Here is a 26,161-nt window from a genome sequence, read left to right as displayed (position 1 = left end):
CGCTATGGACAAAAGCCACCCAAAAAACACGCCGCAACGCCAAAACTGGCGCTCCATGCTCAAAGCCAGACCCGTCCGCAACACCGCCGCTACTACCCGGGAAAACGACGAAAATCAGCTCTGCGTAGTTGTCAAAACCCAAAAACCGCGTTATATGTTTCCTCCCATCAGTTGGTTCGTGCCCTACAATCCACAACGTGAGGTCATCCTCGACGGCGTCGGCAAACAGCTCTGGCTGTGGTGCGATGGCCAACGAGACGTCGAGGAAATAATAGATTTGTTTAAAGATAAGTACCAATTGAGTTTTCATGAGGCGAAAACCGGCGTAACGGACTATTTTAAGAAGCTCGTGCAACGCGGCGTCCTCGCTGTCGTCATGGACAAGGACTGAGCGCCCGCACGGCCAGGCATCTTTTCACTCACAACCTATTCACCATACGAAGCCCTGAGGACAACAGGAAGGACCATGAAGTCAATCAATATTGCTGATCAACCGTGGCTAAGCATGCGGCGGACTATTTCCATCACGGTCGATGGTATTCGCTACCGCCTCTTCCGGGCTTCCGTGACGGTCGCCGTTATCGTTGTCGCCGTCGCCTTCCTCATGAATATCCTCGCTGAAAGTCTCATCAAACGCTCCGTAGCCAGCAATACCCGCGAACGTATTGACACGTCCCGCGTCATCTACAACTGGAGCGCCAAACTGAGCTCGCCGGGAAGCCAGGAGTCCATCATCATCGAAGTCGCCAACTGCAGCCCCGACTCCGATCTGTACCGCGAAACCCAGCGCTTCGCCGCCATGAACGACGACGATATGGCCGCCTTCCAGACCCACGCCCAGAAAATCGTCTTCGTCTTCGATTTCTTCAACAGCCTCGACTACGCCAAGCGCCGCGCCATGATCCACACCGCCTCCGGCCTGGAAATCCTCAACCGCCTCCGCACCCCCGAGAACATGGAGCAGTTCAAGCTCGCCCTCTCACGCATTCGCTCCGTACACTTCGATATGAGTTTTGATGAACTCGACGCCGTGCTCGCCAAAGGCCCAGAAATCCGCAAACAAGTCAAAACCATCATCACCGCCCGCCGTAACGCCATCGCTGTTATCAACAAGACCCTCAAGGGAAAAACCATCCTCGAAAAACTGGCCACCGCCAACGGCCCCTTCGGCGACACCATCCGCCAAGCGGGCTTTATCTTTGACGCCGACCAAACCGCGCCGCTGGTCGCCGACCAAGCCCAACGCCTGCTCGATATCCTCGCCCTCGAAGAAAGCATGGAAGAACGCCCCACCCGCCAGCTTATCGCCCAACAAGCCAATATCCTCCCCGCCGACGTCAATGTCATGATGATGTGGAAATATCTCGACGGCAAGCGCTTCGCTACTCGCTACCTCGAAAAGATGCAGGAAGGCGGCCTTAAGACGGAGGGGCTCACCCCCGACCGCCTCGTTGACCTCGCCCAAGGCCGCAAGGAAAATGCCGCGCTGCTGCGCGCCGAACGCCTCACCCTCGACGCCGGCAAGGGCGTCCTCGGCCTCGGCGAACGCCTGGGCTGGCTCCTCTTCGTCTCCATGCTCGTCTGCGGCATCGGCATCACCAATGCCATGATGATGGCCGTCACGGAACGCTTCAACGAAATCGCCACCCTCAAATGCCTCGGCGCCCTCGACGGCTTCATCATGATCATGTTCGTCCTCGAAAGCTGCTTCATGGGCATCGTCGGCGGCGTTATCGGTTCCATCCTCGGCGGCGTCATCGGCCTCGGCCGCATGCTGGCGGCCTTCGGCGTGAACTTCCTCGGCGCCATTCCGATTGGCGACATCCTCGTGGGCATGCTCATGTCTGTGCTCCTGGGCACCATCCTGGCCGCCGTGGCCGCCGTGCTGCCCTCCTTCAAAGCCGCCCGCCTCGCACCGATGAAAGCCATGCGCGTCGAGTAATCCCCCCAGCGTCACCGCCCCTACCGGTCATCAATGAAAACCTTGCATGTAAATAACTAGCTGAGAAGAGTGCACTATGGCTGAAACCACCCCGCAAAGCGACGCCGCTCAGAAAAACGCTGACAGACGTATCATCATCCGCACCGTCGGCCTCAAAAAAAGCTACCTCATGAAGGGTGTGCTCACTGAGGCCCTGCGGGGCATGGACATCGAAATCTTCCAGGGCGAATTCATCTCCGTCATGGGCCCCTCCGGCTCTGGTAAATCCACTTTCTTCAACATGATCGGCGCCCTCGACAGCCCGTCCGTCGGCCGCGTCTTCATTGATGAAGTGGACGTCGCCCAGCTCACCGCCGAAGAACTCGCCTACCTGCGCTGCCATAAAATCGGCTACATCTTCCAAAGCTACAATCTAATCAAATACATGACCGCCCTCGAAAACGTCACCACCCCTATGGCCTTCGGCGGCGTCATGCCGGACGAAGCCCGTTCCCGCGGCATGGGCCTGCTCGACTTGGTCGGCCTCAAGGACCGCTGGCATCACCGCCCCATCGAAATGTCCGGCGGTCAGCAGCAACGCGTCGCCATCGCCCGCTCGCTCTCCAACAACCCCAGCGTGCTGCTCTGCGACGAACCGACCGCGAACCTCGACCTCCATACCGGCCAGGAGATCCTCGAAATCCTCCAGCGCCTCAACAAGGAAAAGGGCGTGACCATTATCTGCGCTACCCATGACCACCGCATGATGAACATTTGCGACCGCCTGATGTGGATCCGCGATGGCAAAATCGACCGCATCGCCGACCGCGGTGACGTCCATATCGAAGTCGGCGGCATCGACGGCCATTAAACCGCAGACCGCCAGCAAGTACTGCACATCACTCAGCCAACCAAGGCCACGGCCGGCGTCAGGCTCAAAATTATATAAAAAACCGCTCCCGGCGCGAAAGCACCAGGACCAGGCAAGAGATCCAGTAGGGACGACAAAGGGATAATAACCAACTATGCGAGCTTTCTCAACATCACAACTGATCATTGGCATCGCCGCCGTACTCACTGTCGCCGTCTGCACCGCGCAATCTCTGCCCGAGTCCTTTGTCAAGGACTGTCGCACCCTGACCCAGACACCCCACCGCCTCAGCGGCACCAGCGAATTCCAACAGGCAGCCGACCATGTCGGGCAACGCCTCAAAGGACTCCAGCCCGACAGCTTCATTGAGCAGCCCTTCGCCACCACTCAGCTCAAGGTCCTCAATGCCACCCTCACCCCCGAAGGCGGTGCGCCGCTAACGCTGGTGCCCATGCGCCCCAACGGCATTATCCCCCCCGTCACCCCGCCCGAAGGCATCACCGCTCCCATCGTCCACGTCGGCGCCGGCGCCGCCACGGATTTCGCGGCCGTCAACGTCGAAGGCGCTATCGCCGTACTCGACTTCAACTGCGGCCAGGGCTGGGTCCGCGCGCTCCGCATGGGCGCCAAAGGCATCATCTTCACCCGCAATGACAATGCCGACAGCCGCACCCCCCACTACGCCGAAAGCAACGTCAACCTCCTCCGCTACTACTACCCCGGCGACCCCGCTGATCTGCCCAAATCCGGCATGGTCACCGTCAACAGCAGCGTCATCTGGGAACCCGTTATCGGCAAAAACATCTTCGCCTTCTTCAAAGGCACCGACCCCGTCTTCAGCCAAAGCAAAGACGAAGTCATCATCATGGCCGCAAACCTCGACTCCTATGGCGAAGTGCCCACCATCTCACCCGGCGCCCGCAGCGCCGTCAACTGCGCCGCACTCCTCCAGATCGCCGAACACATCAGCGCCAACCGCCCACGCCGACACACTCTCGTCGCCTTCTTCGACAATCAGTCCCGCGGACACCTGGGCAGCAGCATGTTCTACCGCACCCTCGAAATCGACAAGGAAGACGTCACTATCGCCAAACGCGAAGAATCCTACGACAACGAGGCTAACTTCATCAAGGAAATGAAGCTCCTGCTGGATACCCCAAATCCCATCACCGCCGCCTCACCCGTCCGCCGCCGCCTCCTCGACCGCCTCGCTGACAAGGCCCAACGCCACGCCCATACCTACAAAAACCAGGAATACCTCCTCAACGACGAAGTCCTCACCTACCGCAAAATGTATCCCGACGGCTTCCCTGACAAAATCGCCGCCCGCGTCGAGGAAATCCGCGGCGAACGCGCAAAAGTCACTCCCATCAAACACACCTGGAATGAACTGCAGCGCACCATCGGCAGACAGAAACGCGACCTCCAGGGCGGTGGCGGCGCCATCACCCTCGAGCCGGAAGTCGCCGCAAACCTCGTAAAAATCCTCGCTGAGGTCCGCGAAGATATTGAACTGCGCGCCAAGGAACTCGACACCGAACGCCTCGGCCTCGATGCCGACGAAGCTATTGTCGAACTGATCGGCAACAGCTGGATCAGCCTCCACGTATCCCTGCTGCTCGGCGACACCAGCGATCGCTGGGCTGTCATCATCGGCGGCGAATCGTCCATGCACTCCTGGCAGGACAACCCCGGCCTCTACGGCAAAATCCAGGCAGCCTTCCTCAAAACCAACCAGACTCTCACCGGCCTGAATATCCCCACCAGTTTCCTCACCGAGTCCTCTGACCAGACCCTTCCCCAGACCCGCGTCATCTGGGGCGCGCCATTCCTCATCCACAGTGGCGAGCCCGCCGGTCTCTTCGGTATCTATAACCTCGCCCTCGGCACCGTCCAGGAAGCCACCGTCCGCGAAGGCACCCCCAACGACACCCTCGACCGACTCGACATCGCCCGCATCTACTCCCAGGCAGCCGATATCGCCCGCTTCTTCGCACCATCACCCGGCCTGCCCCCCACGGCCGCCGAAGACGCCCTCGGCAACCAACCCGCACTGTCCCTCCGCCGCGGTATCGTCGCCAGCAAGGAATACGTCATTCCCAGCTTCGACACCGACAACAGCGCCAAGGGCCCCATGGTCATGGGCATGCTCCAAGGGACCTCCATCCCTAACACCCCCATGCCCGGCGCCATCATTCAGTTCCGCCTCAACCGCAACTTCTCACTCGCTTTCAACGAAAACAAACCGCCGGCCTTTGACAACTTCCAGGTGCTGCGCACGGACCGCAACGGCGTCTACTCTCTCGGCCCCGTCACCAACGCCTGGGGTTCACGCGGCGGCTTCGCAGCCATCTTCGACCCTGCCGGCAACATCCTCGAAGTCTCCGGCGACAACTCCTACCCCAACATCCGCTGGCGCCTCAATACCTTCCGCGCCCGCAGCGGCAGCATCGTCCTCCCATCCCAGCAACGGACCGACAAACTGCCCGGCGAGGACGTCAAAATCCTCTCCGCCCGCGCCAACTCCGACCTCGACAAAACCAAGTCCTTCAAAGAAACCGTCGACGGCGTCGTCTGCTGGTATTCCGAAGAACGCGAAAAGGGCGTCAAGCTCTTCAGTCTCCGCCAGATGGTCGGCCTCAACAACGGCCCGCAGTTCCTGGACAACACCCCCGCTGCCGACGAACAAATCGGCGATGGCTTCTCCATGATCGGCGACCCCATCGCCATCAACGCCGCCGCCCGCTCTTCGTCCGACCTCTGGCGCCTCAACGAATCCCGCATGGACATCCTCCGCGCCAAGGGCATCCTCGACTCCTCCTTGGCCGAACTCCATGGCCGCTCTGAAGACATCCTGCTCGAAGCCGCCAAGCCCGACACCACGCCCCTGCGCCGCGAAGCCCTCACCACCACCTCCTTCTGGGCCTCCCGGCCAGTCTACCAGAAAGTCCGCTCCATGTTGGACGACCTGGTCTTCGCGGTGCTAATCCTGCTGGGCCTCTCCGTCCCCTTCGCTTTCGCGCTGGAACGCGTGATCATTGGCGCCACCACCATCTACAAGCAAATCTACTGGTTTGTGTTCTTCTTCGCGATGACCTTCACCATCCTTTACCTCACCCACCCCGCCTTCGCCATCGCCAACACGCCCATCATTATCTTCCTCGGCTTTGCCATCGTCGTCATGTCCACCATGGTGATCTTCATCATCATGCGCAAATTCGAGTACGAACTCAAAGCCATCCAGGGCCTGACCGCCACCGTCCACGTCAATGACGTCTCCAACGTCAGTACCTTTATGGCCGCTATGCAGATGGGCATCTCCACCATGCGCCGGCGCCCCACCCGTACCGCCCTCACCGCCATCACCATCATCCTGCTAACCTTCACTATCCTCTGCTTCGCCTCCTTCGGCACCCAGTCCGGCGTCGTCACCCTCTTCGCCGCCCCAAACCCGGCCTACAGCGGCGCCTTCGTTCACAACGTCAACTGGAACCCGCTCAGCGAAGACCTCCGCGATATCATCAAAGGCCGCTGGCCCAAACTCACGGTCTGCCGCCGCCTCTGGATCTCACCCAAAACCCAGGACAACCCCGGCCTCCTGGTCAGCCGTACAGACGCCTCCAAGCCCCTCACCATCAAGGGCGTCCTCGGCATCGAACCCGACGAACTAAACCAGCGCGAAGACCTCCGCGACTACTTCGGCGCCGTCGATGACAACACCATCCTCATCACCAACGCCGTCGCCAAAGTCCTTGAAGTCGAACCCGGCGACCAGGTGCTCTTCCGCGGCCGCCGTCTCACCGTCGGCAAACTCCTTGACGCTGTCATGCTCTCGGCCGCCAAAGACATGGACACCAGCAGCATCCTCCCCGCTGACTTCACCGAAACCTCCTCCACCCAGCCCACCAACGTGGACGGCGAGGAAGAGATGGAAATGATGTCGCAGAAAAACTGGGCGAGCCTGCCAGTCGATCAGGTCGCCGTGGTTTCTGCTGACACCGCCAAGACCCTCGGCGCCTCCCTCTACGGCCTGATTATCTACACCGAAGACAGCTCCGAGGCGATCGAAACCGCCGAAAACCTCGCCCGTATCCTCCCCTTCCCCATTCCCGCCACCCGCCAGAATGGCGTCTACCGCCACCTCCTCGGCACGGTCCTCAAGGCCAGCGGCGCCAAAGACCTCTTCTTCCCCATCGTCCTCGGCGGCCTGGTCATCTTCGGCACCATGCTCGGTTCCGTCGCCGACCGCAAAAAGGAAATTTACACCTTCAGCGCCCTCGGCCTTGCCCCCAGGCACGTCGCCACCCTCTTCTTCGCCGAATCCATGGTCTATGCCCTCATCGGCGGCCTTGGCGGCTACTTGCTCGCCCAGGGCACCCTCAAACTCCTCGGCGTCGCCTCCGAATTCGGCCTCGTCCGCGTGCCCGAGATGAACATGTCCTCCACCAATACCATCGTCACCATCCTCATCGTCATGGCCACCGTGCTGATTTCTTCCGTGTACCCAGCCATCAAGGCCTCCAAGTCCGCCAACCCCGGACTCATGCGCATCTGGCGGCCACCAGAACCCCAGGGCGATATTATGGACTTGGTCTTCCCCTTCACCGTCTCACAGTATGACATCACCGGCGTCGTCAGCTTCCTCCAGGAACACTTCGGCAACCACACCGACACCGGCCTCGGACGCTTCATGACCAGCAATGTCCAACTCGTCAAAGAAGCTAACGGCGAACTCGGACTGGACGCCAACCTCGCCCTCGCGCCTTTCGACCTCGGTGTCAGCCAGAGCTTCTCTCTGCGCAGCACACCCAGCGAAATCGCCGGCATTGACGAGGTCCGCGTCGTCCTCAAACGTATTTCCGGTCAGCCTAAGGATTGGCAACGCCTCAACAAAGTCTTCCTTGACGACTTGCGGCAGCAGTTCCTCATCTGGCGCTCCATACCCCGCCAGACTATGGAACTCTACCGCCAGAGGACTTTGACGAGCCTCGGAGCCGAAAACAATCAATAGATCATTCACCAGGGTGAGGAAATACGAGCATGGAACACCGCGTAGATAAAGAATTAGACGAGTTTCGCCGCATCATGGAGGTGCCTTCGACTTTTGAAGAAGGCTTCCGCTGGTCGGCCCTGTTTGGCGCCATTTTTGTCGCCCTGCTGATGGTGCCTGGCGCCATCTACATGGGCCTGCTGGCCGGTACCGGCATCGGCTCCGCCGCCCAGTGGGTGACGGTCATCCTCTTCATTGAGGTCGCCCGCCGAGCCCACCGCTACCTCAATCGCTCCGAAATCTTCGTCCTCTTCTTCATGGCCGGGTCCATGATGGGCGCCGCCACCACCGGCGGCTTGCTCTGGCAGCAGTTCTTCGCCCAAAGTGACGCCGCCGCCGCCAACGGCATCGTCGATCAAATCCCGCGCTGGTGGGCACCGCCCATCGAGTCCGACTCCTATGCTAAACGTACCTTCTTCCACATGGATTGGCTGCCCGTCATCCTCATGATGCTCTTCGGCTCCTTCGTCGGCCAGCTCTCCAACCTCGTCCTGGGCTACGGCCTCTTCCGCGTCGCCAGCGATATGGAAAAACTGCCCTTCCCGATGGCGCCGATCGGCGCCCAGGGCATCATGGCCATGGCTGAAGACATCGAAGCCAAAACCAGCAAGGACGCCGAGAATTCCTGGCGCTGGCGCGTCTTCGCCATCGGCGGCGCGCTCGGCCTTGCCTTCGGTTCCATCTACCTCTTCCTGCCGGTCATCAGCGGCGCCCTCACCGGCACCGCCATCCAGATCTTCCCCATTCCTTTCTCTGATTTCACGGGCAAGACTGGCCAGTACCTCCACGCTGTCGCCACAGGTATCTCCTGGGACTTCGGCAACATCGTCACTGGCATGGTTATGCCCTTCTACGGCATGGTCGGCAGTTTCATCGGCCTCATCATCACCGTCGTCATCAACCCCATCCTCTACAATCGCGGTATCCTCAGCAACTGGAAATTCGGTGACGACACCATCTCCACCCTCTTCAAGAATAACATCGACTTCTACTTCAGCCTGCATATCGGCATCGCCGTCGCCATCGCCATCGCCGGCATCTACCAGGTTGTCAAAAGCATTGTCAAGGGCAACCGCGAAAAACGCCGTCTCAAAGCCATCGGCCAGGTCAAGAAAGGCGCCTGGAAAGACGTCCCCAAAGGCCGCGGCGACATCGGCGCCTGGGCGATTATCCTCTGCTACTTCCTGGTCACTGCGTCCTACACCGTCGTGTCCATTGGCCTGCTGGTCTGGCATCACGGCGGCTGGACGGATGACATCCGCAACGTGCTGATCGTCCTCCTCCTCCTCGGCTATGTCTACACGCCGATCATCAGCTACGTCACCGCCCGCCTGGAAGGAATGGTCGGCCAAGTCGTCGAAGTCCCCATGATCCGCGAGGCCGCGCTGATCCTCAGCGGCTACCACGGCGTCGCCGTCTGGTTCCTGCCCCTGCCCATCGCCAACTACGGCACCATGACCGTCTTCTACCGCCAGTGTGAACTCACCGGTACCAAGTTCACTAGTATCTGGAAGACGAAGATCATCCTCTTCCCCCTCATTCTCCTCAGTACTATCTTCTTCATGAACTTCATCTGGGGCCTCGATCAGATTCCTTCGGTGGCCTACCCATTCGCCCAGAAAATGTGGGAACTCAACGCCGCCAACGCCTGTATCATGTACTCGTCAACCATGGGCGAATACTCCATGTTCGAACAAGCCTTCAATGTCACCTACCTGGGCTTCGGTGCCATCTTTGGCGTCATCCTCTTCAGCGGCATGAGCGTCATCGGCGCACCTATCATGCTCACCTACGGTGTGGTCCGCGGCCTCGGCCAGAGCCTGCCACACTCCATCCTGCCACAGTTCATCGGCGCCCTCATCGGCCACTTCTACTTCAAGAAACGTCTGAAACTCAAGTGGCGCCAGTACATCCCCGTCGTTGCCGCCGGCTTCTCCTGCGGCATGGGCCTCATCACCACCGTCGGCGTCGGCGTCACCTTCCTCAGCAAGGCCGTCATCAAACTGCCCTTCTAAACCGCACCGCGCCAAGCGCCGCCGCAATCACCTATCAGCCGGGCAACACCAACCGAGAGCAAGTCCAATATGAGCCAAGAAACCCTCATCAAAGTCAAGGATGTCAACAAGGTCTTCAACCTCGGCAAGACCGTCGTCCACGCCCTTAAAGACATCAACTTGGAAATCTTCCGCGGGGAGTACCTGTCCATCATGGGTCCTTCCGGGTCCGGCAAAAGTACCCTCTTCAACATGATCGGCGCGCTGGATACGCCCAGCTCCGGCATGGTCGAAGTCTCCGGCGTCAACCTGACCAAGCTGACGCCGCGGCAGTTGGCCCATTTCCGCGGCAACCACATCGGTTACGTCTTCCAGTCCTATAACCTCCTCCCCGCCTACGACGCCATCTCCAATGTCATCCTACCCCTGCTCTTCAGCGGCGTCGAGCCGGACAAGGCGCACAAACGCGCCGTCGAAGTCCTCGAAATGGTCGGCTTGGGACACCGCCTCGACCACCGCCCCGACGAAATGTCCGGCGGTCAGCAGCAGCGCGTCGCCATCGCCCGCGCCCTTGCCAACGAGCCGGCCATCATCCTCGCCGACGAACCAACCGCCAACCTCGACCTCAACACCGGTGAGGAAATCATCAACCTCATCGCCGATCTCTCCCGGCGCCTGGGCGTCACCGTCGTCACCGCTACTCACGATCATAAAATGCTGGCCACCTCCGACCGTATTCTCTGGATCAAAGACGGCGCCGTCGACCGCCTCGAACGCCGCGAAGACCTCAATATCAAAATCGGTGTCGTCAACTAATCCACTGCCCGCAGCACACGCAGCCCCCCACGCCGCCGCCGGACACGTCCTGCCGGCGGCGTTTTGCTAGCAAAGACCGAAGCCACCAGAAAATCGCCGCCGCCAGCGCGCGGCACACCCTACGAAGAAGCTGCCGCACAGAGCACCCACTGGCCCTGCCCGGCGCCGGAGTCAGAAAGGACCACCGCCATGCGTATCTGCCGCTTCCAACATGAAAAAGCCATCCGTTACGGTCTCATCCACGACGACACCGTCGATATTCTAGACGCCGCGCCCTTCCAGTCCATCCAGGTCAGCGGCAAGACGCTTCCCCTGAGCGACCTCAAACTGCTGGCACCGGTCAGCCCGCCAAACATCCTCGCCATCGGCCGCAATTACTTGGCCCACGTCAATGAAACCAGCTCGGCCCGCCCAGAACGCCCCCTGCTCTTCATCAAGGCCACCACCGCCCTCACCAACCCGGAAGCGCCCATCGTCCTGCCCGCGCAAGCCCCCGACGCCGTCGACTACGAAGCCGAACTGGCGGTCGTCATCGGTCGCAACGCCCACTGCGTCAGCGAAAAAGACGCCCTCGACTACGTCCTCGGCTACACCTGCGCCAACGACGTCTCCGCCCGCGACTGTCAGCTCAAACTCGATGGCCAGTGGGCCCGCGGCAAGAGCTTCGACAGCTTCTGCCCACTGGGCCCATGGATCGAAACTGACCTCAGCCCGGACAACCTGACCATCTCCACCCGCCTCAACGGCCAGGTCATGCAGCAGTCCACCACCGCCAACATGATGTTCGACTGCCGCTATCTCATCAGCTATCTCAGCCACGCCATGACCCTCCTGCCCGGTACCATCATCCTCACCGGCACCCCCGACGGCGTCGGCATGGCCCGCAACCCGCCCGTGTACCTCAAACACGGCGATGTCGTCGAAGTCAGCATCGAGGGCATCGGCACCCTCCGCAACCCCGTCGTCAAACAGCAGTAAAACGCCGGCGGCGCGACGGACAATAGTGAAACAAAGCCGCCAGCCACTCCGCCAGCACCAGCGAATAAGGAAAACCCACCTCATGTCTCACAAACCCGACGATATCATCGCCCGCGTCCGCGAACTGCGTGAAATCCTCGGCCTCAGCCAGGAAGAAGTCGCCGACAAACTCGGCATCGCCCTCGACACCTTCCGCCAGTACGAAACCGGCCAGCAGTCCATACCCATCAGCACCCTCAATGCCGTCGCCGAACTCTTCCACGTCGATTTCACCGTTCTGCTCACCGGCGATATGCCCCGCATGGAAAACTACTCGCTGGTTCGCAAAGGCGAAGGCGTCAAGGTCGAACGCTTCCCCGGCTACGACTTCCAGTCCCTCGCTTTCAATTTCAAAAACCGCAGCATGGAACCCATGCTCGTCAGCCTCGACGAATATGACGACGACAAGGCCCCCGCCCTGGTCACCCACACCGGCCAGGAATTTAACCTCGTCCTCGCCGGCAAAATCAAAATCGTCCTCGGCAAACACGAATTCGAACTCGGCGAAGGCGACTCGTTCTACTTCGATCCGCGCATCCCACACGGCCAACGCGCCGTCGGCGGACCCGCCAAATTCCTCACCGTCATCAATAACTGAACAACAGCCAGCCCTCTGCCAACGCCGCAGACGACACGCCTTCGCACCGGAGACCAGTGATGCTCGAAAAATTCTTGCCGCGACAGGACTTCAACTCTTACGAGGACTTCAAAGCCAACTATCGCGTGACCATCCCCACCACCTTCAATTTCGCCTACGACGTCATGGACGCCTGGGCCGAGCAGCAGGACGACAAGCCCGCCCTCGCCTGGATCGACGACCACGAAATCCAGGAAAACTACAGCTTCGGCGACCTCAAACGCCTCTCCAACCAGGCCGCCAATTGGTTCGTCAGCCAGGGCATCCGCAAGGGCGACGTCGTCATGCTCATCCTCAAACAGCGCGTCGACGTGTGGATCGCCATGATCGCCCTGCATAAAATCGGCGCCGTGGTCATCCCGGCGACCTACCAGCTCACCACTAAAGACATCGTCTACCGCTGCAACGCCGCCACCGTCGCCATGATCGTCGCCATCGACGACGCCGAACTGGCCGGCTACATCCGCGCAGCGCTGCCCCAGGCGCCGTCCGTCAAAAACGTCGCCGGCGTCGGCGATAAGCTCCCGGCCAACTGGCTCGATTTCCGCCGCGGCTACCAGGCCATGCCCACCAGCTGGCAGAAGCCCACTGGCGAGGCCCTCGCCTGCCTGCATGACACTATGCTCATCTATTTCTCGTCCGGCACCGCCGGCATGCCCAAGATGGTCCTGCACGACTTCACTTACCCCCTCGGCCATATCGTCACCGCCAAATACTGGCAGGGCGTCCAGGATGGCAAACTCCACATGACCGCATCCGATTCCGGCTGGGCAAAATTCGGCTGGGGCAAAATCTACGGCCAGTGGCTCTGCGGCGCGGTCATCGCCGCCTACGACATGGACCACTTCGTCCCCCAGAAAATGCTCCGCATTATCCAGAAAATGCGCCTGACCACCTTCTGCGCGCCGCCGACTATCTACCGCTTCCTCATCAAGGAAAACCTCGCCGACTACGACTTCAGCAGCATCAAACAGTGCTCTATCGCCGGCGAGCCCCTCAACCCCGAAGTCTACAACCAGTGGCTCAAACTCACCGGCTTGCCTTTGGTCGAGGGCTTCGGCCAGACCGAGTCATCCGTGCTTATCGCCAACTTCCCCTGGTTCCCCATCAAACCCGGCTCAACCGGCAAATTCGCCCCCGTCTATGACCTCGAACTGCTTGACGAGCAGGGCCGACCCTGCGAAGACGGCAGCGAAGGCACCATCATTATCCGCAACGCCGCCAAAGAACGCTTCGTCGGTCTCTTCCGCGAATACTACCGCGATCCCGACGCCATGGCCCGTTCCTGGCAGGACGGCAACTACAGCACCGGCGATGTCGCCTGGCGCGACGAAGACGGCTACATCTGGTTCCTCGGCCGCAATGACGACGTCATCAAATGCTCCGGCTACCGCATCGGCCCCTTCGAAGTCGAAAGCGCCCTCATGGAACACCCCGCCGTCCTCGAATGCGCCGTCACCGCCGCGCCCGACCCCGTCCGCGGCCAAGTCGTCAAAGCGACCATCGTCCTCGCCAAAAACCGCGGCTACGAGCCCACCCCCGAACTGGCCAAGGCCCTCCAGGAACACGTCAAACACAGCACCGCGCCATATAAGTACCCCCGCATCGTCGAATTCGTCGACGCGCTACCCAAAAGCATCTCCGGAAAAATCATGCGCAAGAGCATCCGCGAAAAAGACCACGCCTGATTCGCCAACAATAGCGCCGCGCCGCCTCCAAGCCCGCAGCCTCTACCGACAAGGACCGACCATGAGCAGCCAAACCGCGCCAGACCAAAGTGCGCCGCGCCGCCGCCAGCCGCGCCGCCGCCGCTGGCTGCTCGGCGCGCTGCCGCCGCTGCTGGCGCTGCTCATCGCCGCCATCCTCGCCTTCAGCGCCACCAACGACCCCTGGCCAGCCGGCATGGCCGCAGACGAGACTTTCTTCACCAGCTACAGCAGCAGCATCAAGAGCCTCGATCCCGCCGTGTCCTACTACGTCCACGAAGGGGAGATTCTTGACAGCATCGTCGAGATGCCCTTGAGTTACCACTACCTGCGCCGCCCCTACGAGCTCTGCCCCATGCTGGCCAGCGCCATCCCCGTGCCGCGCTACATCGGCCACGACGGCGCGACCCTCAGCGGCGATCCCCCACCCGAGCAGGTCGCCCGCGTTGAATACGACATCGAGCTCATACCCGGCATCCGCTACCAGCCACACCCGTGCTTCGCCAAAAACAGCGACGGCACGCCACATTATCAGCAGCTCACCCCGCGCGACCTCAAAGGTTTCCGCCGCATCGGCGATTTCCCGGCGCAAGACAGCCGCGAGCTCCACGCCGAGGATTTCAAGGTCGCCCTCGTTCGCCTCTGCGACACCCGCCTGGCTTCCCCCGTCTATTCCACCCTCAAGTCCTTCATTCTCGGCATGGACGACTGCTCCGCGCAACTCAAAAACGACGTTGCCACCCTCGAAGCAGACGCCAGCCGCGACGGCCGCGACATCGGCATGCACCCCGTCCTACCCGACTATCGCCGCTACGACCTGGCCGGACTGCAGGTCATTGACCAGCACCGCTTCCGCCTCGTCCTCTCGCGCAAATATCCCCAGGCCATCTATTGGCTGGCTATGCATTTCTTCGCGCCCATGCCCTGGGAGGCCCTCGCCTTCTACCATCAGCCCGCCGTCATGGACGCGCGACTCAGCCTAAAAAACTGGCCCGTCGGCACTGGCGCCTACATGATGCACGAGTGCGCCCCCGCAGACCACGTCACCATCGTCAAAAACCCAAACTTCCGCCACGAGCCATACCCCAATGACGGCAGCGACGACGACCGCCACGCCGGCCTTCTCAACGACGCCGGCAAAACCACCCCATTCATCAAACGCGTCGTCTTCCAGTTCGAACGCGAGGCAATCCCCACCTGGATCAAATTCCTCCAAGGCTACTACGACAACAGCGGCATCCCCAATGACATGTTCGACGCCGCCGTCGCCATGAACCCCAACGGCGAACTCGCTCTCTCCCAGGACATGATCCAGCGCGGCATTCGCCTCAACACCGGCGTCGCCCCGACCATCTTCTACTTCGGCTTCAATATGCTCGACCCCGTCGTCGGCGGCAACAGTCCCCGCCAAAAGAAACTCCGCCAGGCCATTTCCATCGCCCTCGACTACCAGGAGTTCATTGATATCTTCCTCAATGGCCGCGGCGTGGTCGCCCAATCCGTCATCCCGCCCGGCATCACCGGCGCACCAGCCGACGGCCCCACCGGCGTCAACCCCTTCGTCGATACCTGGGACGACCTGCGCCAAACCCCGCGCCGCCGACCCATCGACGACGCCCGCAAGCTCCTCGCCGACGCCGGCTACCCCAATGGCATCGGCCCCGACGGCGCGCCCCTCACCCTCTTCCTCGACCACGCCAGCGCCGGCCAGTCTGCCTTCAAAGCACAATTCCAATGGCTCCGCCAGCGCTTCGATCTCCTCGGCATCAACATCCAGGAACGCCCATCGGACCTCAACCGCTGGCGAGACAAGGTCAACACCGGCAACTGGCAGATCATCTTCAACAAAGGCTGGCTCGCCGATTACCCCGACCCCGAAAACTTCCTCTTCCTCTTCTACAGCGCCAATGGCGTCGTCAACAGCGGCGGCCGTGGCGCCAACTACGTCAACTACAGCTCCGAGGCCTTCGACGCAGTCTTCAAACAACTCGAATCCATGGCCGACGGACCCGAACGCCTCGCACTCATCCAGCAAGCAACCCGTATCCTCCAGGAAGACGCGCCGTGCTGCTGGGGCTTCCATCCCAAAAATTTCATCCTCACCCACGCATGGCTGCATAACTACCAGCCACACGAAATGTCCAAATCTTTCCTCAAATACCGCCGCATTGACGCCGCCCAGCGCCAGCAGCGCCAGCGCGACTGGAACCGCCCGCGCCTCGCCGGCATCTACGCCGCCCTGGGCATCGTCGCCGTCGCTGCCAGCGCTATGATCCTCTGCAGCAAACGGGAGGACCTGCCATGACCGCGTACCTCCTCAGACGCATCCTCTACGTCATTCCGACCCTCATCGGCGTCAATATCCTCGTCTTCCTCCTCTTCTTTCTGGTCAATACTCCCGACGATATGGCCCGCCAGGCCCTCGGCGACAAGGCCGCCAACCCCGAGCAGGTCCAGCGCTGGCAAGAAGCCCGCGGCTACGACCGCCCACGCTTCCTCAACACCGCCGCCACCGGCCTCGCCGTGCTCAGCGATACCATCTTTTGGCAGAAAAGCGCCGCCATGTTCTGGGGCAACTTCGGCCGCTCGGACATGACCCTCGAGCCCATCGGCGCCGAAATCCGCCGCCGAATCGCGCCGTCACTGTGCATAACCTTACCCATTTTTGCCGGCAGTATGCTCGTAAACATCCTCGTCGCCATGCTCGTCACCGCCCGCCGCGGCGACCGCATCGACCTCGGCGTGCAGCTCATCTGCGTCCTCACCATGTCCATCTCCACCCTCATCTACATCATTGCTGGACAATTCCTCTTCGCCAAAATCCTCCGCCTTGTGCCCGTATCGGGCTTCCTCCCGGGCCGCGATATGCTCAAATTCCTGGCGCTGCCCGTCGTCGTCGGCATCATCGGCAATATCGGCGGCGGCATCCGCCTCTACCGCACTCTGTTCCTCGAAGAAATCAACCGCGACTACGTCCGCACCGCCCGCGCCAAAGGCCTCCCCGAAAGCCGCGTTCTCTTCCTCCACGTCCTCAAAAACGCCCTCATACCCATCCTCACCAACGTGCCCATTCAGCTGCTTATGCTCATCATGGGAAATATGCTGCTGGAAAATTTCTTCAGCATCCCTGGTCTCGGCGGCTACACCATCATGGCCATCAACACCCAGGACTTCGCCGTCGTCCGCGCCATGGTTTTCCTCGGCTCCGTCCTCTACCTCACCGGCCTCGTCCTCACCGACATCTGCTACGCCGTCGTCGACCCACGCGTCAGACTCGAATAACCACCATTTTTTTCTATCCACAGATTATTTTTTTCCACAGATTACACAGATTAACACAGATTTCTTTTAGATAGTTGTTTGGCGTAGAGATAGACCTACGTGTTTGCCCTTTTTGCCACAGAAGTCACATAAAAACGTACCCAATGCAAAACTTCCCCCGCCTGCCACCACCAAAAGACACACCCAAAAATAATCTGTGTTAATCTGCGTAATCTGTGGATAAAAAAATACCCCCCCTACAAAAACCATCCCTTCTCCAAAAGACTATCCTCCTAAAAAATAATCTGTGTTAATCTGTGTAATCTGTGGATAGAAAAAAATCTGTGTTAATCTGTGTAATCTGTGGATAAAAAAATCCCCCCACACAAAAACCATCCCTTCTCCAAAAGACTATCCTTACTTTCTTTAACAAATCTGTGTTAATCTGTGTAATCTGCGGATAGAACTTAAAAATGCATTACTGGCTTCTACAGAACAGTATCACCATTGCGCTCCTCCTGGTGCTGGCCGCCAGCGCCTGGCAGCTCAGCCGCCGCGAGACCTGGCGCATCGCCGCGCGCGAAATCCGCCACAACCGCCTCGCGCTGGCCAGCTTCGCCATCCTCGCCCTCTACGGTGGCATCGCCGTCCTCGACAGCGTCGGCTGGCGGCGGCCCGTCATCAACCCCGAGACCGGCGACGTCGCCCGCCACACCCAAACCGGCGCGGTCGTCTACGACCAGGGCGCTTCCGCACTCGACGCGCTGCTCAAGCCCATCCGCGGCATGCGCGAAAAGACCTACTCCGCGCCTTTCAGCGACCGTCAGTTCAGCGCCGTCACCGACATCGGTCCCGACGGCCGCGCCCAACGCGTCCGCCCGCCGCTCAATCACCCGCGCCGGCACCTCATGGGCACCGACCGCGTCGGCATGGACGTCTTCTACCAGGGCCTGAAAAGCATCCGTACCGGCATGATCATCGGCCTGCTCACTACTCTCCTCGCCGTACCCTTCGCCATCCTCTTCGGCGTCTGCGCCGGCTACTTCGGCGGCTGGCTCGATGACGCCGCGCAGTACCTCTGCGCCGTCCTCAGCTCCATCCCCACCGTGCTGTTCATCGCCGCCTTCATGATCATCTTTGGCCAAGGCCTCCCCCAGCTCTGCCTCGCCATGGGCATCGCCTCCTGGACCGGCCTCTACCGCCTCCTCCGCGGCGAAACCCTCCGCCTCCGCGACGCCGACTTCGTCCAGGCTGCCACCGCCACTGGCGTGCCCGTCTGGCGCATCCTCAGCCGGCACATCGTCCCCAACCTGCTGCACATCGTGCTGATCACCACCGTGCTGCGTTTCTCCAGCGAAGTCCTTGCCGAAGCCGCCCTGACCTACCTCGGCATCGGCGTCGGCGCCGACACTATGTCCTGGGGCAGCATGATCAACGACGCCCGCACCGAACTCACCCGCGATCCCGTCATCTGGTGGAAACTGACCACGGCCTTCGCCTTCATGATCGGCCTCGTCCTCCCCGCCAATATCTTCGCCGACGCCGTCCGCGACGCCCTCGACCCCCGCCTCCGCACCCAATGACCTCCGCTACCATGAACAATCAGCCAAAACAACTCATCGACGTCCAGGACCTCCATGTCAGTTTTCGACAGGGCCCCGCACGCGTCCCCGCCGTCGACGGCGCCAGCTTCAGCATGGCCCCCGGCGAGATGCTCGCGCTCGTCGGCGAATCCGGCTCTGGCAAATCCGTCACCGCGCTGTCCATCCTCGGGCTGCTTCCGCGTCCCGCCGCCCTCGTCGAACAGGGCCACATCCTCTTTCACGGCCAGGATGTCCTCGGCATGAACGACGCCCAGCTGCGGCAAATCCGCGGCAACCGCATCTCCATGATCTTCCAGGAGCCCATGACCGCGCTCAATCCCGTGCTCACCGTCGGCTGGCAGATCGCCGAAGTCCTCCGCCTGCACCGCGGCATCAGCGCCAAAGACGCCCGCGTGCAAGCCATCGCCCTTCTAGACAAGGTCGGTATCCCCGACCCCGCCAGTCGCCACGACGACTACCCGCACCAGCTCTCCGGCGGCATGCGCCAGCGCGTGATGATCGCCATCGCTCTCGCCTGTCAGCCCGAACTGCTCATCGCCGACGAACCCACCACCGCCCTTGACGTCACCGTCCAGGCGCAGATCATGGACCTCATTGCCCGCCTACGCCACGAATACGGCACCGCCGTACTGCTCATCACCCACAACCTCGCTCTAGTCCGCGAGCAGGCCGACCGCATCGCCGTCATGTACGCCGGCAGCATTGTCGAACAAGCCCCACGCGACGAGCTCTTCGCGCGGCCAGCCCACCCTTACACGCGCCTGCTCCTGCGCTCGCTGCCCCACAGCGGCCAGCGCGGCCAACGCCTGGCCAGCATCAGCGGCAGCGTCCCAAAACTCAGCGACATCGGCCCCGGCTGCCCCTTCGCGCCCCGCTGCCCACTCGCCCAACCACGCTGCCGCGACGAACGCCCCGCCAACACCACCGTCGGCGAAGCGCACCTCGCCGCCTGCCATTTCGCCACCCAAGCCATGGCCGCAGCCATCCCCGCCGACGCCATCCCCGCCATCGCCACCGGCGAGCTCCTTCTGGACATCCGCGATCTCCGCGTCTGGTTCCCCATCCACCACGGCTTCCTTAGCCGCGTCCAAGGGCATGTCCGCGCTGTTGATGGCGTCAGTCTCCAGCTCCGCCGCGGCGAGACCCTCGCCCTCGTCGGCGAATCCGGCTGCGGCAAGACCACCGTTGGCAAAGCGCTCGTCCGCCTCGCCAAAGCCACCGCCGGCGCGGCCGTCCTCAGCGGCGCGGGCGACGTCCTCGCCCTCGACCACCACGCCATGCATGCCGTGCGCAAGCGCATCCAGATGATCTTCCAGGATCCCTTCTCCAGCCTCAATCCCCGCCTCACCATCGGCGAAAGCATCACCGAAGGCATGGACGCACACCGCATCGGCGCCAACGCCGCCGAACGCCGCGCCCGCGCCGAAGCCATCATGGCCAAAGTCGGCCTCCCCGCCGCCGCCCTCGGCCGCTACCCGCACCAGTTCTCTGGCGGCCAGCGCCAGCGCATCGGCTTGGCCCGCGCCCTCGCCGTCGAACCCGACGTCGTCATCTGCGATGAATGCACCAGCGCCCTCGATGTCTCCGTCCAAGCCCAAATTCTCAATCTGCTCAAGGACATCCAACACGAATTCCACCTCGCGTACCTCTTCATCACCCACGACCTCAGCGTCGTCGGCTACCTCGCCGACCGCGTCGCCGTCATGTACCTCGGCCATGTCGTCGAAGAAGGCCTCGCCCACGAGGTCCTCGATACCCCCGCACACCCATATACCCGCGCCCTACTCGCCGCCGCACCACATATCGACGGCAGCGATGCGACAAGGCCTGCGCCGCGCCTCAGCGGCGACGTCCCCAGCCCCGCCAGCCCACCCACTGGCTGCCCATTCCACACCCGCTGCCCCATCGCCCAAGACCAATGCCAACAGGCCATGCCGCCGCAAACCGCCCTCTCACCGACCCACCACTGCCACTGCCTCTTCCCACAACGCTGATAAAGCCCACGGCAAGCCGTGGGCCACGGAACGACCGCGCCTTCGCGTGAGACAAAAATAGCGCCTTATAGCCGGCGGCCTGACTTGCCGCGCAGCGGCAAGACAAGCCGCCATAATCTGCGTTCATCTGCGTAATCTGCGGATAAAAACGCCTTCTTCGCGCCTTCGCGCCTTCGCGTGAGGCAAAAAAGCCCACGGCAAGCCGTGGGCCATAGAACGACCGCGCCTTCGCGTCTTCGCGTGAGGCAAAAAAGCCCACGGCAAGCCGTGGGCCACAGAACGACCGCGCCTTCGCGTGAGACAAAATAGCGCCTTAAAGCCGGCGGCGTGACTTGCCGCGCAGCGGCAAGACACGCCGCCATAATCTGCGTTCATCTGCGTAATCTGCGGATAAAAACGCCTTCTTCGCGCCTTCGCGTCTTCGCGTGAGACAAAAAAGCCCACGGCAAGCCGTGGTCCACAGAACGACCGCGCCTTCGCGTGAGGAAAAAGTCTCGAGGACGGGCTTACTTCGTCGTATGGCCGAAGCAGTCGTCTCCATTTGTCCTCAGCCCTTGGTACTTGTTGCCTCCGACGTGTCCATCGATATACAGGCCGTTGTTGCTCATACCATGCCGTTGCGAGATAGCAAAATACGGCGCGCCAGTCCCGGGCGCCCAGGTCGGATAGGCCGCACAACCCGTTGCCGTACAGAATGTAAAGCGGTACCCGCGCGTCATCTCTGCCACCTGTGTACTCTCAAGCACCGACAGCACCCCCGACGGCCGCGTGATCTTGGACATATGCACCATATTGGCGCTCCAATTGCAGTCCGCCATCACATGGCGCAAATTGCAACCATAGCCGCCTTCTTGAGGCGCCGTAATGGCCGCGGTCACACTCGGACAGAAAAACGCCTTGTTGTCACCAACGTAATTAAACTCCCGCAACGCCGTGTCCCAGTTCGTCGACCCCGACGCGTCCGCATATGCGGGCGCCCGCCGGAAAGCACCCGGGACAATGCTATCGTCATGATCGTTGCTGTACATCATCACGCCCAGCCCGACCTGCTTCAGATTCGATGCGCAGGATATCGCCCGCGCCTTCTCCCGCGCCTTGCTTAAGGCCGGCAACAGCATCGCCGCCAAAATGGCAATGATCGCAATCACCACCAAGAGTTCAATTAGGGTAAAATGTAGGACTTTTCTGGTCATCGACGATTTCTCCTTATTGGTATCTATATGCCGTTGGATGGTATCACTGACTCTCTGACAATGGCTTCAGTATACACAATTATATAACGCATAACAAGGAGTCATGCTTGATAACCATGACTAATTTTCTTCTTCATGCAAAAATAATCGCATTTTCCAAAAATGCCGTCTGCGCGCCTGCGCGCCTGCGCGCCTGCGCGCCTGCGCGCCTGCGCGTGAGACAAAATAGCGCCTTAAAGCCGGCGGCGTGACTTGCCGCGCAGCGGCAAGACATGCCGCCATAATCTGCGTTCATCTGCGTAATCTGCGGATAAAAACGCCTTCTTCGCGCCTTCGCGCCTTCGCGTGAGACAAAAAAGCCCACGGCAAGCCGTGGGCCACAGAACGACCGCGTCTTCGCGCCTTCGCGTGAGACAAAATAGCGCCTTAAAGCCGGCGGCGTGACTTGCCGCGCAGCGGCAAGACATGCCGCCATAATCTGCGTTCATCTGCGTAATCTGCGGATAAAAACGCCTTCTTCGCGCCTTCGCGCCTTCGCGTGAGACAAAAAAGCCCACGGCAAGCCGTGGGCCACAGAACGACCGCGCCTGCGCGCCAGCGCGTGAGACAAAATAGCGCCTTAAAGCCGGCGGCGTGACTTGCCGCGCAGCGGCAAGACATGCCGCCATAATCTGCGTTCATCTGCGTAATCTGCGGATAAAAACGCCTTCTTCGCGTCTTCGCGCCTGCGCGTGAGACAAAATAGCGCCTTAAAGCCGGCGGCGTGACTTGCCGCGCAGCGGCAAGACATGCCGCCATAATCTGCGTTCATCTGCGTAATCTGCGGATAAAAACGCCTTCTTCGCGTCTTCGCGCCTTCGCGTGAGACAAAAAAGCCCACGGCAAGCCGTGGGCCACAGAACGACCGCGCCTGCGCGCCTTCGCGTGAGACAAAAAAGCGCCTTAAAGCCGGCGGCGTGACTTGCCGCGCAGCGGCAAGACATGCCGCCATAATCTGCGTTCATCTGCGTAATCTGCGGATAAAAACGCCTTCTTCGCGCCTTCGCGCCTTCGCGTGAGACAAAAAACGCTCCGCCGCCCTGCTTGACAATCGCCATGCGCCATGCTAAAACAATGCGCGACCAAACAAGGACGGGCTGCCTACGCAGCCGCTTGCCCCAATCCACACCACCACCCGAGGGAACATCATGACACGCCTGTTGACTGCATTCGTCGCCCTATCCCTGACCTTCTCTGTCCTCGCCCTGGATGACCAGGACAGGGAGCTGCTAACCAGCGCCGCCAACGGCTACGAACAGCTCTTCAGCAAATCCTTCACCGTCAACATGGTCTCGCCTGAGATCGCAAAACTCCTGCAGACCGCCGTCGCCCAAAAATCCCAGCAGATGGGCTTTCCCGTCATGATTGACATCAAGCACTTCGTCTTCAGTGCTAAAAATGGCCAGTTTTCCACCAAAGCTGTTCTCAATGTCCCCGACGAACAGATGCGCCAAATGATGGAATCTCAGGCCAATCAGCTCCTCGACAGCAGCGGCATCTCCAAAGCCCTGGCCGACATGACCCTCGGCGCCCTCGCCAAAGCCGCCGCCCACCTCAAGGACCACGAGCAACTCAACCTGGAAAAAGCCGACGCCAACGCCCCCATGTTCAGCGTCAAAGCACCCAGCGAACAACTCTTCGGCAATCTCAGCGTCACCCGCGCCCTCTTCAAAGTCAGCAAGGATAGCAAGGTCATCCCCGAACTCCGCTTCGATTTCAGCGACAAAAGCGCCGTCTGGGTGCAGCTTCGCCATGACCCCATCACCGCCACCGGTGCAACCGGCACCATCCAGTGCCCAGCCATGATGATCATCACCCAATCACTCAAAATCGCCCCCGCCGGCATGGCCATCCCCCAACGCATCAATGTCACCTTCTCAGACTATAAGTTCCAGTAAATAAATGAATTAGACAAAGAATTGCAGTAATTATCAAATAAATGAAATAATACCAATTACGAAATATCCTGCTGGTTTTAGCCTCAATGCTAGACGCCAACGGCTTGACCAACAAGCCTGCATTCTTCCACCAACCTACTCTCCCTGAGTAACTTAAGATATTATATTTCCACGCTGCTAATTTTTTCCGTCAGGCTCCTACAGGCAAATAGTCCGCAAAAAGTTTCCTCTACATAACTTTTTTTGCTTCTGCCCTTGTTGCGCTCGTAATACTTTCGTATAATATGGGGCGTCAGTCAGAAGAGGTTGAAAAGGAGAGGGTGACTGAGAGCCTAGAACAAGCAATCAGGCAATTTTTGGAGCACACGAACGGTTCTCAACCAAAGAAAGGGCAAGACTAGATCCGGTTCTTCTTCTGAAATCTCTTCTCTATCAAGTCGTGCGGTCCGTAAGGCCTGCGCAAAGTTCCCCAAAGTCCCCCCCTTGTAAAAAATGTCTCGAAAGGAGCCACCCACAATGAAGAAAGCCTTTACACTGATTGAACTGTTGGTTGTTATCGCGATCATCGCCATCCTGGCCGCCATGCTGCTGCCTGCCCTGGCGAAAGCCCGCGAAAAGGCCCGCCAAATCTCCTGCACCAGCAACATGAAGCAGATCGGCCTCGGCGCCCGTATGTACATCGACGACAACCAGAACAGCGGCCTCTACTACGAAGCCGCCGCTGCTGTCTCGACCCCCTACGCCAAGAACGGCACTCTGGCCTGGCAGCTCTTGGTTGCCCCCTACGTTGGCGACATCAAGTCCTTCAACTGCGGCAGCTGCTCCAAGAACGCTTGGACCAAAGACGGCGACGGCCCGACGTCCGCCGCGGCTGACATCATCACCCACTACGGCATGAACGCCGCCTGCGGTGGTTTGACTGACAGCAGCTACGTCAGCCCCTCCACCACGGCCATGATCATTGAGGCCAATGCGGACAATAGCATCAAGCTTACTCACTTTATTGAAAAACACACCGCCGTGGCAAAAAATACTAGCGCTAATAATCCCAAAATCTGGGCCCGTCACAGCGAGTCCAGCAACGTTACCTACGGTGACGGCCACGTCGGCACGGTCAAAGTGTCCGCCATCCCCGGCGCAGACATGACGGTTTCCGGTGGCAAAGTCAGTGACACCGCGACCCTCCCGAGCAGCCAGTTCTGGAACCCCCGCTACACCGGCTCCAGCTACTAAGTCCCAGCGTGCCTAAGCACGCCTGACACTTAGCTCCAAGCCCCCGCGCAACGCAAGCTGCGCGGGGGCTTTCCATTTCCCGGCTTCTACCCCACAACCCATGTTGCGTGGGGGCTTTCCATTTCCCGGCCATGGCGCAGGCCGTACGCGCGCGCAGCCAAAGTAGCAGCGGCTTCCAGCCGCTTCTCGCAAAACCCCGCAAACGAATTCCGCCGTACCCTCGCACGCTTCATTGCCCTCCCCCGCCGTGACAGACGACACAGCAGCAGGCGGAACCAAGCGCGCTGCAGGCGCGCCTGGAGTTTGACAAAACTCGACATTGCGCCGTAGGCGCTTAACCATGCTTAACCCCAGGCTTTAGCCTGGGGAAATGGCTCCCTCCCGGAATCCGTGCCTCGTAGAGGCACTACTTTGCCTGACTTTCGCCAAGGACTCTGAAAAATGTTCTTTTTGATCTACCGACTGCGCCAGCAGTGCCAACTGGCAGTATAGCCGGAACCCCATCTTGGAACATCGAAAAAACGGCTTGCTATCAACCATTTTCTCTCTCACCCCTAGAACGAAAACAGCAGCGACATGCACCTTGGACGCCAAAACTGTAGTGCCTCTACGAGGCACTGTTTTGTGGTGGTTGTCCACCCCAGGCTGAAGCCTGGGGTTAAGCATAGTAGTGCGCCTACGGCGCACCAAAGCCAAGCCAGTTTTTCTCCGTTCCGGCTCAAAACCGACCAGAGCCGGAAGGTTTTCCCGAGCCGCAAAATGCCAAACTCCAAGCGCGCTGCAGGCGCGCGCAGCCCTGGAGAAAACGGCGACTATGTTCGTATTCCTCGGCCCATTCGGCCCCAGTCGGCAAAGCTGACTGGGGCCAAAGAGGCAATAGAACTCACTTTCCTTGCTTGCGATGTCGCACGCTTTCAGCGTGTTTTT

18 protein-coding genes are annotated in these 26,161 nt (G+C 60.5%); 15 read left to right on the top strand and 3 right to left on the bottom strand.

What is annotated here, in order from left to right; translation table 11 throughout:
* Positions 1–4: 4 nt before the first annotated feature.
* The 13 genes from J3R75_RS14770 to J3R75_RS14710 all read left to right on the top strand — a co-directional run bounded on the left by J3R75_RS14770 (position 5) and on the right by J3R75_RS14710 (position 20,871).
* Positions 5–391 carry a PqqD family protein gene (locus tag J3R75_RS14770; RefSeq protein ID WP_307263013.1) on the top strand — a complete coding sequence of 129 codons (387 nt, stop codon included), beginning with the start codon at positions 5–7 and terminating at the stop codon, positions 389–391.
* 75 nt (positions 392–466) lie between these two features.
* Positions 467–1,942: an ABC transporter permease gene (locus J3R75_RS14765; RefSeq protein ID WP_307263011.1), complete on the top strand. Its 1,476-nt coding sequence runs from the start codon at positions 467–469 to the stop codon at positions 1,940–1,942.
* A 76-nt stretch (positions 1,943–2,018) separates the two neighbouring features.
* Positions 2,019–2,792, top strand: a complete 774-nt coding sequence (locus J3R75_RS14760) for an ABC transporter ATP-binding protein (RefSeq protein WP_307263008.1) — start codon at positions 2,019–2,021, stop codon at positions 2,790–2,792.
* A gap of 154 nt (positions 2,793–2,946) precedes the next feature.
* The gene (locus J3R75_RS14755) at positions 2,947–7,803 is read left to right on the top strand and encodes an FtsX-like permease family protein (protein WP_307263006.1); all 4,857 of its coding nucleotides are present in this window, start codon (positions 2,947–2,949) and stop codon (positions 7,801–7,803) included.
* Between the two features lie 29 nt (positions 7,804–7,832).
* Entirely contained in the window at positions 7,833–9,857 is a 2,025-nt protein-coding gene (locus J3R75_RS14750) for an OPT/YSL family transporter (RefSeq protein WP_307263004.1), read from the top strand.
* A 69-nt stretch (positions 9,858–9,926) separates the two neighbouring features.
* Complete coding sequence (locus J3R75_RS14745) at positions 9,927–10,652, top strand: ABC transporter ATP-binding protein (RefSeq protein ID WP_307263002.1); 726 nt, start codon at positions 9,927–9,929, stop codon at positions 10,650–10,652.
* A 189-nt stretch (positions 10,653–10,841) separates the two neighbouring features.
* The gene (locus tag J3R75_RS14740; RefSeq protein WP_307262999.1) at positions 10,842–11,630 is read left to right on the top strand and encodes a fumarylacetoacetate hydrolase family protein; all 789 of its coding nucleotides are present in this window, start codon (positions 10,842–10,844) and stop codon (positions 11,628–11,630) included.
* A gap of 82 nt (positions 11,631–11,712) precedes the next feature.
* Positions 11,713–12,267 carry a helix-turn-helix domain-containing protein gene (locus J3R75_RS14735; protein ID WP_307262996.1) on the top strand — a complete coding sequence of 185 codons (555 nt, stop codon included), beginning with the start codon at positions 11,713–11,715 and terminating at the stop codon, positions 12,265–12,267.
* A gap of 59 nt (positions 12,268–12,326) precedes the next feature.
* Entirely contained in the window at positions 12,327–13,994 is a 1,668-nt protein-coding gene (locus J3R75_RS14730; RefSeq protein WP_307262993.1) for an AMP-binding protein, read from the top strand.
* A 61-nt stretch (positions 13,995–14,055) separates the two neighbouring features.
* Positions 14,056–16,317: an ABC transporter substrate-binding protein gene (locus J3R75_RS14725; RefSeq protein ID WP_307262991.1), complete on the top strand. Its 2,262-nt coding sequence runs from the start codon at positions 14,056–14,058 to the stop codon at positions 16,315–16,317.
* Positions 16,314–17,294 carry an ABC transporter permease gene (locus tag J3R75_RS14720; RefSeq protein ID WP_307262989.1) on the top strand — a complete coding sequence of 327 codons (981 nt, stop codon included), beginning with the start codon at positions 16,314–16,316 and terminating at the stop codon, positions 17,292–17,294. The genes J3R75_RS14725 and J3R75_RS14720 overlap by 4 nt, the downstream gene beginning before the upstream one ends.
* Positions 17,295–17,746: 452 nt before the next feature.
* Positions 17,747–18,856: an ABC transporter permease gene (locus J3R75_RS14715; RefSeq protein ID WP_307262987.1), complete on the top strand. Its 1,110-nt coding sequence runs from the start codon at positions 17,747–17,749 to the stop codon at positions 18,854–18,856.
* 11 nt (positions 18,857–18,867) lie between these two features.
* Positions 18,868–20,871: a dipeptide ABC transporter ATP-binding protein gene (locus J3R75_RS14710; protein WP_307262984.1), complete on the top strand. Its 2,004-nt coding sequence runs from the start codon at positions 18,868–18,870 to the stop codon at positions 20,869–20,871.
* Positions 20,872–21,377: 506 nt separating this feature from the next.
* On the opposite strand, the gene J3R75_RS14705 is transcribed toward J3R75_RS14710, so the two are convergent.
* The 3 genes from J3R75_RS14705 to J3R75_RS14695 form a co-directional block, all read right to left on the bottom strand.
* Entirely contained in the window at positions 21,378–22,064 is a 687-nt protein-coding gene (locus J3R75_RS14705) for a DUF1559 family PulG-like putative transporter (protein WP_307262981.1), read from the bottom strand.
* 133 nt (positions 22,065–22,197) lie between these two features.
* Positions 22,198–22,539 (bottom strand): hypothetical protein, encoded by a 342-nt coding sequence (locus J3R75_RS14700; RefSeq protein WP_307262978.1) that lies wholly within the window; start codon positions 22,537–22,539, stop codon positions 22,198–22,200.
* A gap of 144 nt (positions 22,540–22,683) precedes the next feature.
* Positions 22,684–23,055 carry a hypothetical protein gene (locus J3R75_RS14695; protein ID WP_307262977.1) on the bottom strand — a complete coding sequence of 124 codons (372 nt, stop codon included), beginning with the start codon at positions 23,053–23,055 and terminating at the stop codon, positions 22,684–22,686.
* Positions 23,056–23,251: 196 nt separating this feature from the next.
* Here J3R75_RS14695 and J3R75_RS14690 point away from each other — a divergent pair, with 196 nt between their 5' ends.
* Complete coding sequence (locus tag J3R75_RS14690) at positions 23,252–24,001, top strand: hypothetical protein (RefSeq protein WP_307262974.1); 750 nt, start codon at positions 23,252–23,254, stop codon at positions 23,999–24,001.
* Positions 24,002–24,517: 516 nt separating this feature from the next.
* On the top strand, positions 24,518–25,234 hold the full coding sequence (locus J3R75_RS14685; protein WP_307262970.1) for a DUF1559 family PulG-like putative transporter: 717 nt from the start codon (positions 24,518–24,520) through the stop codon (positions 25,232–25,234).
* Positions 25,235–26,161 lie beyond the last annotated feature (927 nt).

The organism is Oligosphaera ethanolica (assembly GCF_030814695.1).
Lineage (GTDB): Bacteria > Verrucomicrobiota > Lentisphaeria > Oligosphaerales > Oligosphaeraceae > Oligosphaera > Oligosphaera ethanolica.
The sequence above is the reverse complement of the archived record's forward strand: the minus strand, read 5'-3'. Positions and strand labels throughout refer to the sequence as shown.

What these genes read in the sequence shown, in the direction of transcription:
- J3R75_RS14770 (WP_307263013.1), top strand. Translation starts at nt 5, where the DNA reads ATGGACAAAAGCCACCCAAAAAACACGCCGCAACGCCAAAACTGGCGC.
- J3R75_RS14765 (WP_307263011.1), top strand. Translation starts at nt 467, where the DNA reads ATGAAGTCAATCAATATTGCTGATCAACCGTGGCTAAGCATGCGGCGG.
- J3R75_RS14760 (WP_307263008.1), top strand. Translation starts at nt 2,019, where the DNA reads ATGGCTGAAACCACCCCGCAAAGCGACGCCGCTCAGAAAAACGCTGAC.
- J3R75_RS14755 (WP_307263006.1), top strand. Translation starts at nt 2,947, where the DNA reads ATGCGAGCTTTCTCAACATCACAACTGATCATTGGCATCGCCGCCGTA.
- J3R75_RS14750 (WP_307263004.1), top strand. Translation starts at nt 7,833, where the DNA reads ATGGAACACCGCGTAGATAAAGAATTAGACGAGTTTCGCCGCATCATG.
- J3R75_RS14745 (WP_307263002.1), top strand. Translation starts at nt 9,927, where the DNA reads ATGAGCCAAGAAACCCTCATCAAAGTCAAGGATGTCAACAAGGTCTTC.
- J3R75_RS14740 (WP_307262999.1), top strand. Translation starts at nt 10,842, where the DNA reads ATGCGTATCTGCCGCTTCCAACATGAAAAAGCCATCCGTTACGGTCTC.
- J3R75_RS14735 (WP_307262996.1), top strand. Translation starts at nt 11,713, where the DNA reads ATGTCTCACAAACCCGACGATATCATCGCCCGCGTCCGCGAACTGCGT.
- J3R75_RS14730 (WP_307262993.1), top strand. Translation starts at nt 12,327, where the DNA reads ATGCTCGAAAAATTCTTGCCGCGACAGGACTTCAACTCTTACGAGGAC.
- J3R75_RS14725 (WP_307262991.1), top strand. Translation starts at nt 14,056, where the DNA reads ATGAGCAGCCAAACCGCGCCAGACCAAAGTGCGCCGCGCCGCCGCCAG.
- J3R75_RS14720 (WP_307262989.1), top strand. Translation starts at nt 16,314, where the DNA reads ATGACCGCGTACCTCCTCAGACGCATCCTCTACGTCATTCCGACCCTC.
- J3R75_RS14715 (WP_307262987.1), top strand. Translation starts at nt 17,747, where the DNA reads ATGCATTACTGGCTTCTACAGAACAGTATCACCATTGCGCTCCTCCTG.
- J3R75_RS14710 (WP_307262984.1), top strand. Translation starts at nt 18,868, where the DNA reads ATGAACAATCAGCCAAAACAACTCATCGACGTCCAGGACCTCCATGTC.
- J3R75_RS14705 (WP_307262981.1), bottom strand. Translation starts at nt 22,064, where the DNA reads ATGACCAGAAAAGTCCTACATTTTACCCTAATTGAACTCTTGGTGGTG.
- J3R75_RS14700 (WP_307262978.1), bottom strand. Translation starts at nt 22,539, where the DNA reads ATGGCGGCATGTCTTGCCGCTGCGCGGCAAGTCACGCCGCCGGCTTTA.
- J3R75_RS14695 (WP_307262977.1), bottom strand. Translation starts at nt 23,055, where the DNA reads ATGGCGGCATGTCTTGCCGCTGCGCGGCAAGTCACGCCGCCGGCTTTA.
- J3R75_RS14690 (WP_307262974.1), top strand. Translation starts at nt 23,252, where the DNA reads ATGACACGCCTGTTGACTGCATTCGTCGCCCTATCCCTGACCTTCTCT.
- J3R75_RS14685 (WP_307262970.1), top strand. Translation starts at nt 24,518, where the DNA reads ATGAAGAAAGCCTTTACACTGATTGAACTGTTGGTTGTTATCGCGATC.